This window comes from Paenibacillus sp. TY11, from assembly GCF_059772165.1.
The window spans coordinates 19,722-31,821 of record NZ_JCBAIQ010000038.1; the positions used below are offsets into that span (position 1 = coordinate 19,722).

At 45.2% G+C, this 12,100-nt stretch carries 14 protein-coding genes and 1 rRNA gene; 2 read left to right on the top strand and 13 right to left on the bottom strand.

All coding sequences use genetic code 11. From position 1 onward, the window contains the following. Window positions 1-24 precede the first annotated feature (24 nt). Window positions 25-1,308: an HD domain-containing protein gene (locus tag AC6EJC_RS25565; RefSeq protein WP_444956339.1), complete on the bottom strand. Its 1,284-nt coding sequence runs from the start codon at window positions 1,306-1,308 to the stop codon at window positions 25-27. Between the two features lie 331 nt (window positions 1,309-1,639). Here AC6EJC_RS25565 and AC6EJC_RS25570 point away from each other — a divergent pair, with 331 nt between their 5' ends. Continuing rightward, on the top strand, window positions 1,640-1,894 hold the full coding sequence (locus AC6EJC_RS25570) for an AbrB/MazE/SpoVT family DNA-binding domain-containing protein (protein ID WP_007428005.1): 255 nt from the start codon (window positions 1,640-1,642) through the stop codon (window positions 1,892-1,894). Between the two features lie 124 nt (window positions 1,895-2,018). Here the strand turns inward: AC6EJC_RS25570 and rsmI are convergent, their stop codons facing one another. The 10 genes from rsmI to AC6EJC_RS25620 form a co-directional block, all read right to left on the bottom strand. Beyond that, the gene (rsmI, locus tag AC6EJC_RS25575) at window positions 2,019-2,900 is read right to left on the bottom strand and encodes a 16S rRNA (cytidine(1402)-2'-O)-methyltransferase (RefSeq protein WP_444956340.1); all 882 of its coding nucleotides are present in this window, start codon (window positions 2,898-2,900) and stop codon (window positions 2,019-2,021) included. After that, window positions 2,897-3,652 carry a tRNA1(Val) (adenine(37)-N6)-methyltransferase gene (locus AC6EJC_RS25580; RefSeq protein WP_444956341.1) on the bottom strand — a complete coding sequence of 252 codons (756 nt, stop codon included), beginning with the start codon at window positions 3,650-3,652 and terminating at the stop codon, window positions 2,897-2,899. Before AC6EJC_RS25580 ends, rsmI begins: the two co-directional genes overlap by 4 nt. 89 nt (window positions 3,653-3,741) lie before the next feature. Then, window positions 3,742-4,116 (bottom strand): DNA replication initiation control protein YabA, encoded by a 375-nt coding sequence (gene yabA, locus AC6EJC_RS25585; RefSeq protein WP_444956342.1) that lies wholly within the window; start codon window positions 4,114-4,116, stop codon window positions 3,742-3,744. Window positions 4,117-4,143: 27 nt separating this feature from the next. Then, the gene (locus AC6EJC_RS25590) at window positions 4,144-4,944 is read right to left on the bottom strand and encodes a PSP1 domain-containing protein (RefSeq protein WP_013308110.1); all 801 of its coding nucleotides are present in this window, start codon (window positions 4,942-4,944) and stop codon (window positions 4,144-4,146) included. A 138-nt stretch (window positions 4,945-5,082) separates the two neighbouring features. Continuing rightward, a complete protein-coding gene (holB, locus tag AC6EJC_RS25595; protein WP_444956343.1) occupies window positions 5,083-6,078 on the bottom strand; it encodes a DNA polymerase III subunit delta' in 996 nt (331 codons plus the stop codon). Window positions 6,079-6,327: 249 nt separating this feature from the next. Beyond that, window positions 6,328-6,771, bottom strand: a complete 444-nt coding sequence (locus AC6EJC_RS25600; protein WP_444956344.1) for a YaaR family protein — start codon at window positions 6,769-6,771, stop codon at window positions 6,328-6,330. Between the two features lie 200 nt (window positions 6,772-6,971). Next, window positions 6,972-7,301, bottom strand: a complete 330-nt coding sequence (darA, locus tag AC6EJC_RS25605; protein ID WP_007427998.1) for a cyclic di-AMP receptor DarA — start codon at window positions 7,299-7,301, stop codon at window positions 6,972-6,974. A 74-nt stretch (window positions 7,302-7,375) separates the two neighbouring features. Next, window positions 7,376-8,023, bottom strand: coding sequence for a dTMP kinase (gene tmk / locus AC6EJC_RS25610; protein ID WP_444956345.1), 648 nt, complete (start codon window positions 8,021-8,023; stop codon window positions 7,376-7,378). 103 nt (window positions 8,024-8,126) lie between these two features. Beyond that, a complete protein-coding gene (locus tag AC6EJC_RS25615) occupies window positions 8,127-9,707 on the bottom strand; it encodes an aminotransferase class I/II-fold pyridoxal phosphate-dependent enzyme (protein ID WP_444956346.1) in 1,581 nt (526 codons plus the stop codon). Between the two features lie 144 nt (window positions 9,708-9,851). Next, entirely contained in the window at window positions 9,852-10,037 is a 186-nt protein-coding gene (locus AC6EJC_RS25620) for a sigma factor G inhibitor Gin (RefSeq protein ID WP_023986422.1), read from the bottom strand. A 400-nt stretch (window positions 10,038-10,437) separates the two neighbouring features. Between AC6EJC_RS25620 and AC6EJC_RS25625 the strand changes: the two genes are divergently transcribed. Next, window positions 10,438-10,965 (top strand): hypothetical protein, encoded by a 528-nt coding sequence (locus AC6EJC_RS25625; RefSeq protein WP_444956347.1) that lies wholly within the window; start codon window positions 10,438-10,440, stop codon window positions 10,963-10,965. A gap of 372 nt (window positions 10,966-11,337) precedes the next feature. Here AC6EJC_RS25625 and AC6EJC_RS25630 read toward each other — a convergent pair whose 3' ends face one another. After that, window positions 11,338-11,757 (bottom strand): hypothetical protein, encoded by a 420-nt coding sequence (locus AC6EJC_RS25630; RefSeq protein ID WP_444956348.1) that lies wholly within the window; start codon window positions 11,755-11,757, stop codon window positions 11,338-11,340. 234 nt (window positions 11,758-11,991) lie between these two features. Further along, window positions 11,992-12,100, bottom strand: a 5S ribosomal RNA gene (gene rrf, locus AC6EJC_RS25635); the annotation flags it as partial.

Genomic DNA, 12,100 nt, shown 5'->3' on the forward strand with positions numbered 1-12,100 from the left:
TTACTTACATTTCTATAAAGTTGTCTATTGTTTGACAAAATAATTCCTTATTTTGGAGGGAAGCCTGTCTTTTACCCCGTTCAATTTATTCTGGGGATAATACATATGATATTTCCCTCGGTGAATGCCACTTATTGAGCGCACAATTTCCGAAACTTCGGATATTTCTCTCACCTCGCCCTGACGTCCAAGCAGTAAAATCTGGTTGTCCGTCGAACCACCCTGCCGAAACACATCATAAGGAAGATCTGTCGGAAAATCAATTTCAAGATCATATTCAGGGTGCAAACCAACCTTTTCCAAAGCCTCTCGAATACTGTCAATGGTATCTGTATCCATATTTTCTATTTCTACATATTTATACAATCTACGGTCCATAAAACGGCTGCTCAAATCACTTAAAATCTCGTCCTTTTCTCGTTTCCACTGGCTAAACACCGTCTGAATCAAAGACTCGTCGAGCATCAGATACTGCTCTACTGAAAGTTCTCCTTTTAAAAGATCCGGTAGCGGGTCCAGCAGAAAACCAAACTCATATCCGTTTCTAAATAATTCCTTCGCTCGCTTGAAAATTTTACGTAAAAGGATTTCCGAGCTGCGTGTTACAGGATGAAAATAAATTTGCCAATACATCTGATAGCGTGACATTAGATAATCCTCTACTGCATGCATGCCTGACTCCTTCACAACAATTCTCCCATTATGAGGACGCAGCAGTCGTAAAATACGATCCAAATCAATCGTGCCGTAATTGACACCTGTCGAATGAGCATCCCGTAACAAATAATCCATACGGTCGGCATCTAGCGGACTTGTTACCAGGTTGACAACGATCGGCTTATCATATGTTTTGGCTATAACCGCGGCGACCTTTTGTGGAAGCTTCTCATCGACTTGCCGTAGCACGGCGTTGATCTTCGTGTCCCCCAGTACAATGCGGCATGTCCAATCCTCATGGTTCATATGAAAGGCTTCTTCAATAGAATGAGAAAATGGACCGTGCCCCACATCATGCAACAGAGCGGCACACAGAGCAACCAGCCTTTCCTCCTTTGGCCAATCAGGAAAATCTCCACGTTCAAATTGAGAAATAATACGTCTCGTAATCTCATATACGCCCAGTGAATGTGAAAAACGGCTATGCTCCGCTCCATGAAACGTAAGATAAGATGTACCTAACTGCCGGATGCGCCGTAAACGTTGGAACTCCGGTGTGTTGATCAACCGCCATATCGCAGTATCCTGAACATGGATGTAATTATGTACCGGGTCTTTAAAAACTTTTTCTTCACTGAGTGGCTGGTGCAAGATATCAGCTCCTTTAATATTCGGAATAATGGATTAAAATACAATAAAATCCTAAACGATCCCCCTCATTCGACATTATTTGTCGTAATATGTCGAATTATAGTTTTTCGACATTTCCAAATCGACAAACAGGATAAATCATCAGTAAATTAAGGTAATGCACATGAATAAAGCTCTTTGATCTAAATACTTTTGCATAATTAGGCTGTTACTACATTTTTAAGGTTGACTGTTTTGGGAATCGTTGGTATAGTAAATATCAGAAAAGAGAAAATTTTGTCGAATAATGACACTTATATTATTTTAAACGGCGAGAGGAGCCTGATTTATTATGATGAAATCCACTGGTATTGTAAGAAAAGTTGACGAGCTCGGACGTGTTGTTATTCCAATCGAATTGCGTCGCACCCTGGGAATCGGAGAGAAAGACGCTTTGGAAATTTATGTTGATGGCGAGCGCATCATGCTTAAAAAATACGAGCCTGCTTGTATCTTCTGCGGCAATGCTGAGAACGTAATTTACTTCAAAGGGAAAATTGTTTGCCAAGATTGCATTTCTGAGATCCCAACACCTGTGACAAACTGAGAATTTTAGTATATAATAGACTCATCAGGGATTGTTAATTCTAACCTTTTTCATATATACTCCTTGTTGCCTTCCACGGTTTGAACCCAACCGTTGGAAGGCCCTTTTTTGTTTAGACAGTTATTCATAAGAGTGCGTTGTAAACATCCCTCTTGGAGATTGAACGATCTGTGGCTGTACGCTTCATTGCATCCTTGCGTGTAAGCCCCTCTGACTCGTAATGAGCAACGTGGGACTCCAAAGATAAGGACTGCCACCATGCCTGACGTTCCTGTTCCTCTTCCTCTTCGTTTTTTCCCTCAACCACCAGGCAATATTCACCAATCGGCGGATTCTCCTCTAGTTTAGCAAGGCATTGCTCCACCGTTCCCCGCACCCATTCCTCATGCAGCTTGGTCAGCTCACGCGCAAGCACCACTTTGCGTGACCCTAATGTTTCCTTCAATATCGTCAATGTCTTCACAATACGATGAGGCGATTCATAAAAAAGAATCGTACCGTGAGATACCTGGAATGATTGCAACAACTTCTCCAGGTCCTTTTTCTCCCGTGGTGGAAAGCCAGCGAAGGTGAACCTTTCTGTATCCAGTCCTGAGGCAATTAAAGCTGATAGTGCTGCATTCGCCCCTGGGATAGGAATGACGCTAATTTCCGCTTCCAGTGCCAGTTTGACCAGATCCGAACCAGGGTCAGAAATGGCCGGTAGACCTGCATCGCTAACCAGTGCCAAATTTTTTCCTTCTATTATATAACGTATCAGTTCAGGCCCACTGGCAGCCTTATTATGTTCATGATAACTGAAGAGCATTTCCGGCGTGATGTCGAAATGTGTGAGCAGTTTGCGTGTCTGCCGCGTATCCTCAGCAGCGATAATACTGCACGATTTTAAGGTGTTAATCGCCCTAAAGGTCATATCGTCCAGATTACCAATCGGTGTTGCAACGAGATACAACTTTCCCCGTTCTTCTTCGCTGGTACTAAAGCTTTTTTGTACAGCTGCTTTCACACTGAATCCCCCTTGCTTACTTCTCCATAGATATCCCTTATTTCCTGAGTATAATTCCCATCTTCTTGATATACAATGAGCGGGGGCAACAAACGAACCTCCGGTTTGCCATCTCGCAACGCTTCAATCAGTACCATGTTGGCTTCCATATGAGCCCTTGGGTGAACAAAACGAATCCGTTTTGGTTCCAGACTATGAGTGCGCATCAAGGATATAATCTCACCCAGCCGCTGTGGGCGATGAACCATAGATACTTTTCCCCCATTACGGACAAGCCGAGTGCATGCCTGAATGACTTCTTCCAGCGTGCAATTCACTTCATGACGCGCAATCGCCTGGTGAGGATTCAGCTTGATATCGCTACCATTTAGCGGCATATAGGGAGGATTCACGGTAATCGCATCATAAACACCATGTCCCGTGATTTGAACCAGCTCACGCAGGTCCCCTTCCCGAATCTGAATGGCTGCTTCTAATCCATTCAAGCTAACACTGCGTCTAGCCATATCTGCCAAGCGTGGTTGAATCTCAATTCCTTCAATAGCCGCTTTGGTCCGTGTCGTTAGCAACAGGGGAACAACCCCATTGCCGGTACACAGATCCAGGATCTTTCCACGCTGTGGAATACCGGCAAACCGTGCCAGCAAAACCGCATCCATAGAGAAGCTGAACACTTCATCACTTTGGATAATACGCAGATTATGTGAAAGCAGATCGTCAATTCGTTCAGACTTCTTTTCTTTTTCGTACATAGTGCTCCCCCATCTTTATAACCAAAATCGCTTTTCACTCATACTTCCTTACAAAAAAGCCGTAGGCATCTTACTCCTACGGCTTGTTTTTATTTATTCAAAAATGACAGACAGAAGAGGCAATCGCCTTCCGTTCGCAAATGTCCGTAATACACGTTGCATATATGAAATCCTTCATGATACAGCCTTGCCAGATTGTCGTAGCCTTCGCCCACGACCTCACCCGTTTCCTCTTCATCCTTAATGACGATCGGAGGAGGAAGCTTCGGCTTGTTTGCCGTCTTTTCTTCTCCAGAGGTTTCACGTTTGAGCATCTTGCGCACCTGTTCGTTTTCAATCGTTAGTCGTTGATTTTCCTCCAGCAGCTCTTTTACTGCCAGTTTCAATTCACCCAGATCGCTATGCAACTGTCCCATTTGGGTTTCCATTTCGTGAATACGCGCAAAAACATTTAATTTATCCAAGTTTCCACCCCGAAGCAACCTAATGGTTTACTTGACGACTACATCGTCCATTGGAAGTTCCTTGACCTTGCTGATCTCAAACAATTGAACATGCACCGTGCGATGGCCTGCATTCACGCCTACGACTTTACCTTCTCCCAGAGAGGTGATAACCATCTTGCCTACCTGAGGTAGCTCTTCTCGCATGCTCTCGTAGTTATCATGTTCAAACTTGAGACAGCACATCAATCTTCCGCACAACCCGGAAATCTTCGTCGGATTCAGCGACAAACTCTGATCCTTCGCCATCTTAATAGATACCGGCTCAAAATCCCCCAGCCATGAGGAGCAGCACAGAATACGTCCGCAAGGTCCGATCCCGCCAAGCATTTTAGCCTCATCCCGTACTCCGATCTGCCGCAGCTCGATCCGTGTACGAAAAATACTGGCCAAATCCTTTACAAGCTCTCGAAAATCCACCCGACCCTCTGCCGTAAAATAAAAAATGATCTTATTGCGGTCAAATGTAAATTCCACATCTACCAGCTTCATTTTAAGGCCATGGTCTTTAATTTTATTTAAACACGTACCGAATGCATCCTTGGCCGCCAGTTTATTCTCTTCTACAACAAGAGCGTCATCATCTCCGGCAATACGAATGACTTTTTTTAAGGGCAGGACAACATCCGAATCATTTACCTCTTTTTTGCCCACCACAACCTTGCCATATTCAATACCGCGTGCGGTCTCTACAATGACGCAGTTTTCTTTCTCCACTGGAAGGTCCAGCGGATCAAAATAATAAGTCTTGCCCGCCTTCTTGAAACGGACACCCACTACACTATACAAAAATTAACCCCCTTGTATGCCACTAAACCTCATTTGAAGCCGACATTGTACGAATGGCCGCAATTGAAGTCTCACTGTCGCACAAACCGGGAACCTGGCGTCGCGGATTGTGCAGAGTGGAACAAGCGCGCCTTTCTGTTAGCCGGTGATAGAACCGCTTGTATCGGACAACCCAATCAGAAGCTGCTCCACGCACAATTGTCCGTTGACGTGAAAACGGAGCTTCTTCCTGCAATTCGCGGCCAAATCCATATAAGAGACCCATTGTTCCGTGCTGCGGGTAATTGCCAATTTGGAGACGGACTCCAAATGATCTATGAAAACAATGCTTTCGTGCCTTCCGTAACGGAAATGAAGCATATCCTTAAACCACAAATGAAACAGATGAAACAGAATATCCAGGTGTTCAGAAAGTCCAGTTTTAAAAATCTTCTGTTGAGCCAGAATAATGGACGAGCTCCCCCGGCTCATGGACTCCTTCACTAATTGTAACACTACGTTTCTAATTTCTGCAAACCAATTCTGCTGGAGAATTTCTCTACATGATTCCAGTCCTGAAGCAATATGAACGACCGACCGGACAAGCCCTGCCGTATAGCCTTCCCCAATTAGCGCCTGCATCATCACATCCGGCTGTAAAGCGTGGAAAGGGACCTGCTGCGTCCGTGATTGGATCGTAGGCAGCAACGCCTGTCCATTTTCAGAAATGAGTATACCGACCACTGGGATCTGAGGCTCCTCCAGAAATTTAAGCAGGCTGTTAGCAGCTTGCACTGTCATGGTATCCGCCTGCCGAATGATATATACCTTCGGATTGGAGCTTTCAGATTTGTAAGAAAATATACGTTGAAGCCCACGAATCTGGTCAATTTTAATCGTAGCTCCATCCGGCTCTACAATGTGCAAATCCGGGTGATTCCCGTGCTCTACCTTACGGCATGACAAGCACTCCCCACATGCATCATCCATCTGTTGCTCACAAAATAAAGCCTTGGCAAAGGTCTGTGCCATGTTCATCTGCCCGCTTCCCGGCGGCCCACTAAAAACATAGGCATGGTTGACCGTGTGATTCCGCAGCGCGCTTTGCAGCATTTTTTTGGCTACTTCTTGGCCCATTATATGTTGGAAAGACATATTCCCTCACTTTCTCCACTGAAAACAACTGTGATCCATCGGCAAATCGTTGTTTTTCCGGGCAACTTTATTGCTATTTTTCATGATCCCAACCTCAAATCGTCGTTCTTCAGGGTAACTGTACTGCTATCTCCATATCACGTCTGCCCACATGCACATAGTCAAAAATAATCTGCCAGCATGATCAGCAAGCAGATTATTTCTTCGTGGCGACAGCCCGTCTGTATTCATTTATAACATAAGTCTGCATTAAAATGAGAGATTAATCAGCAATCCTCTGATCTCACCGACCCCTTGCAAAAGCTCAATCTTGCCTTGCTCGGTTTCGAGCAGGTCATCTGCCATTTTGAGCAATAGCTCATCCACTTCATCAATCAGCTTATAACGCTTGCTGCGCCCCCGGCGATCCCAGCCCTTTGTGTCCTTCATGGACACGCCTCGCCGAACTGTATCCTCCAAAAACCGTTTGACCAGCATCTTATAGGCCTTCAACTCACGAATCGTCATTGAGCGCGCAAGACGATCTCCCTGCATTTGAATTTCCTTAAAGCGCCGGTTCAATTCCTCCTGCGAAGCCTGCTCCCCATTTTGCTGCATAACATCGGAGAAGCTCTTGGGCTGAATTGGCCTTGCACTCATTTCATTTGTAGACAATGTGCTTTGTAAAGGGCGATAACCCGGATTTATTTTCATATAAACCTGCTTTCTCCCCGGATGCTTCCACTTTTCCCCTTCATGAACGGTTCAACCTAGAACTCAGGGGCTTCTTCGGCTTTCCGGAGACTGCGCTGTAGCGCTGCCGTTTTAGTAAATCTGCTCCTCATTCCCATCATGTGAGCAAGAAATAGGTATTTCCCCTATCATATCGGCAGAATAGGTCCTATTGTGTAGATTCAGAAATGCTCGAAACGGTCTACAGGCATCACGAATACCGTCGCTCCACCCACCTGCACTTCAACAGGCAACGGCAGATAGGAGTCCGTCGTCCCACTCATAGGGGTAACGGGTGTGACCAGCTGTTCACGAACCTTGCAACTGCTGCGAATGACATTCATCAATGAGTCTACCTGATTGTCATCGACACCGATCATAAATGTCGTATTACCTGCACGCAGAAATCCTCCTGTGCTCGCCAATTTGGTAGCACGGAAATTAGCTTTCACCAGTCCGCTGGATAATCTATTACTGTCCTTATCCTGTACAATCGCAATAATCAGCTTCATCCTGTATTCCTCCTTCAAGTCATATTAGAGACAACCTTGTCCCTAGCTCAATTTTACCGTATATCCTTCGACAATTATATGCTAAAATTCTGAACAAACCGCTTTTTCAGCAAATCCTTCAATACTTGCTCTACCTGCTCTGGTGCGGGAGATGCATCGACAATCGTAATTCGCTCTGGAAATTTGCGAGCCAGCTCCAGATATGCCTCTCGCACCTTATGGTGAAACGATATACTCTCCATGTCGAGGCGATCCATTCCCTCTCCCCGAGATGCATTAATTCTTGCCAATCCCAGTTCAGGCTCAATATCTAGATAAAATGTGGCATCTGGCTCCCAATCATCCACCGCAAAGCGATTAATTGAAGCAACCTCTTCAATTCCGATTCCTCTTGCAAATCCTTGATAGACCAAGCTACTGTCTACAAAACGATCACATAATACGATAGCTCCCTGTTCAATAGCTGGCTTTACCTTCTCCACCAAATGCTGACGCCGCGCCGCTGCATATAGAAGCGCCTCTGTTCGGGCATCCATACTGGTATGAGCAGGGTCCAAAATGATAGAACGAATCTTTTCAGAAATTTCGATTCCACCTGGCTCCCGCGTCGTGATGACTGGATAGCCTTCTTCCTCCATAAACTTCGCTAGCCGTTGGATCATGGTCGTTTTACCGGAGCCGTCTCCCCCCTCCAGCGTAATAAAAATGCCTTTGCGATTCATGTTATTCCCTGCTTTCCTGCCTGAAAAATAAAAGTCACCCACAGGCTACGTATGCTTCTTTTATCCAGTCCTCTGTATTTGTTAAATCTCTAATATCTAATCTTTATTGTAAACGGAATACCCGAATCGTAAGCATGCTTTCATCTGCTACCCCTTGCCACTTGGCTCCCAGTTCACGTAGACGACTCATCCGCAGAGCAATCGCTTCTGTGATCGTTTCTCCTGCATATAGCAGCGGAATACCTGGAGGATACGGGATAATCATTTCAGCCGCTACCCTGCCAGCGGATTCCTCCACCGGCACGGTCTCCATGTGATCCGGGTTAATCGGTCGAAGCCCAAACGGCACCGGACTAGAGTACGCCTTCATTCTATCATTGTTCCACGTGGAAAAATCTAATTCTAGTCCATGCTGCTCCTTCTCCGTGGAACCTAGATCACCAACTGTCTCCTTAAACCGCATATCATTATTTATATGCACAAGAGCCTGCAACAGGTGACTGGCATCCTTAGTCGTAGACCCTAACGTAAACAATAAAACAACATGTTTTTCGTCACTCATCTCTGGAATACATCCGTAAGTCTCCAACTCATGCTTGAGTCCAAAGCCATCCAGTACACCCCATGAATCATACAGCACCAATTTAAAAGGGTCCTGGGTTGAATACCCGTTTGTCCCCTCCTCAGCCCTTTCTAGGACCTCAGAGATCCCCTGAGCGTCATTCTCCTCTTTTACCTGCTGTGTAGGTTCTAGCAGGCGAAAGCGTGGGAGCTGCTCCAGACCCTTTCTAAAAGCATCTGCCGCCGCTAATCCCTCCGTAAAGGCATCCGCCCCTTGAGCCTCGATATACCATCTTGCCAAATCCAACGAGGCCATTAACGGATAAGAAGGGCTAGAGCTTTGCACCATCGCCAACCGCTGACGAAGCAGCTCCCGATGAATTCTCTGTCCCTGCACATGTAACATGGCCCCCATGGTCATAGCTGGAAGCATTTTATGTGTCGATTGGACGACTACATCAGCCCCACAGGAAAGAGCAGAGGCTGGCGAACGAGGATGCAATCCATAATGAGCGCCGTGTGCCTCATCTACCAATAGCGGCACATGGGCTGCATGGCAGGCTTTAGCTGTTGCCGTCAGATCATGCCCCATCCCGTAGTAGTTAGGTAGCGTAAGAAACACCCCTTTAGTCGCAGGATAGGCTTTCAGTGCAGCTTTTATCGTATCCGTTGTTGGAGCAACCGCCAGCCCGCTAAGCGTATCTATTTCCGGATCCAGGAACACCGCAGTAGCCCCAGACAGCATAAGACCATTCAGGACAGATTTGTGTACATTTCTCTGTACCAGCAGTAAATCTCCCGGCTCCGTACATACAGTCAAAATCATAGCCAAATTACCGACCGTGCTTCCTCCAATTAGCCAAAAGCTCTCTTCTGCACCAAAGCACTTTGCAGCCAGCTCCTGCCCTTCACGAATCACGTCTTCTGGGTGATGCAAATCATCCAGTCCAGTAATTTCCGTCGCATCAATAGACATCACCTCTTGCAACAGAGATGCGATATCTTCATGCTCATATACTTGTCCATTTTTATGCCCCGGTACATGAAAAGAAGCATTGCCCTGAGTCCGATAACGTATTAGAGCTTCCATTAATGGTGCAGGTACCGTCTTTTTCCCCATCATTCTGCAATCCTTCCAAACAAAGCTTTATATCTACCCTATTTTATCGTAAAATCAAGCGGAATCCTACTTTTACTCACAGAAAAAAAGGCCCGTATCGACAGACCTTGGAATGCCAATCCTTCAAAGACTAGCTAGCAAAGGATATTATGCATTTTTCTGTACCCAGATTTGCTTTAGTTGATCAATAAAAAAATGATATTTGGCGTCAGTTGCATCCGTGTGCACCATTTCGGCTTCACACGTATCGCAGATAAACTCGGAAACGATAAAAATGCCTTCATGCTTGTGTTGTCCGCATATAATGCAGCGGTGACCGCCTTGATCATGCATATCCATCCCACCTTGTTTCTTTTACTATTAGTATGGGGCACTTTCTACTATTTTAAACCTTTTCATAGCTCAGTTCGACGATATACTCTATATATATTCCCGCTGGGCCCTTATGGTGTTTGTACCCCGTATGTTTAAAAAACAGCCGTCTATGCCGATATAATAAGAAAAGCTTCTATGTATGGATACCCTTTCATCGGAGCCCTTGCACACCTCATCAGTCATAGCTTTTCCTGTAATTATAGAGTAGGTTAGCTAACGCTGGATGTCGATCATTCTGTACTTTTGCAAAAACGATTTGATGCTTATTAAAAGCGGCATGAGCGAATTCCCGTCCCTTTTTCCGGCTGTGGACGGGAAGCCACTTGTGATGCAGTAGATTAATGAAAGGACTGTTCGCATGACAGAGGAAACCGGAACCAAAGCTACCTACTATCACTACAAGCTCATTAAAAAAATCAGTATACCGCGTCAGCTGATATGGAGTCACATTACACTGCCTGTTATTATGCTCCTCTTTTTGCTTCTTGCCTTTTCCTGGACTAGCGTATTTTTGTTTGCTCTTGCCTTTTTCCTGACCTTATGGGTACACTTCGTAATTTCACGATCTGTACTATACATAGGTGGCGGGACAGCCTTCCGCAAACGCTGGGCATTCCACCGTAAGCTACCTTGGCTAGGCTATATGACAGACCAGTACATTGGCTATAGCATCTTTCGTCGTGTGCACATACATACACTCTGGATTGGTATCTGCTTGTCAGCCGTATTCATTCTCTGGTCTCCACCAGCCTTTACTGTATCCTTACTCTTCTGGCATCTATGGCTTATTGCACCGCGTCTATACATCCTGAGCCGGCTTACAGGCGAGAGAAAAGACGGCATGTTAAAGTTCACCGATGAAGATGCCTCATATTATCAACAGTAAATCTAACCACTTATTATCCGTACAAATAGAAAATTCACATCTGAACTAACATATCTCCAACGATCTGACCGAAGCAATAAAAAAAGGAGCAACCCCAACCGGTTGTTCCTTTTTGGTATTTTTGCAACTATAATCGCTTTTTATTCTCTCATCAAGTAGACTTTCCCTCATCTTTATCCTCATTATTAATGTAGAAAATTTGACCGACATACAAATATATAAAAGGAAGCCACTCCCTACTCAACGGCAGTTTCGAGTGCTTCCCCATATCCGATCTCTTCATTCATCTCTATACACAGCATACAATACGCTATGAGTTAACTATGACCTACAATAAATCCTATGTTGAATACTTGGTTGAAAACCGTGCCCCTAATTAAGATCCACACTTTTGCTCTTCACAGCAGCCTTTCTGTCTTTTGGAACCAATACAGTAAAAGAACCATCATGCACAGACAAATGCACCATATGTTTATTTTTCTGAAACACCTTCTGATTCGAGGTGGATAAATTCGGTTCCTCAGTCCAGCCCCAAGCTGCAATCTCCTCCAAATAAGGGGCAGGCAGACTATCACTTTCCTTCAACGCTGGCAGTGCATAGCGAACATAGTCCATGTCCGAATTACTGCTGGCCCGATCGGTTTTACTAGCTTCTTTGGGAACCGGAAACGTCTTCTCATTGGCAGCACCCTCAAACGATGTCCAAGAAGGCTCCTCTTCCACGCACCCGGTAAGAATCGCGACAGCGACACTGAATAGCACCAATAGAGCAAGCCATTTATTTCGCCGCATGATCTTCCCTCCTTACCAGCCTGATTGACTATACAAATCCCTATGATGGAGTTTGCATAATTCTGCAATAATGCAGCGTGTGTGTATGGGATTCAATACCTATATTATACAGGGTTTACTCTTACATTCCGTAACAAAAATGTTACCTTACTTTTGTAAGGATATTTCTAAAATATAATATATGCAAAAAAAAGAACCATAATCTCATTGAGATCATGGTCTTCTTTACTTGTTGCTTGGCAACGTCCTACTCTCCCAGGACCCTGCGGTCCAAGTACCATCGGCGCTGGAGGGCTTAACGGTCGTGTTCGGGATGGGTACGTGTGGAACCCCTCCGCTATCG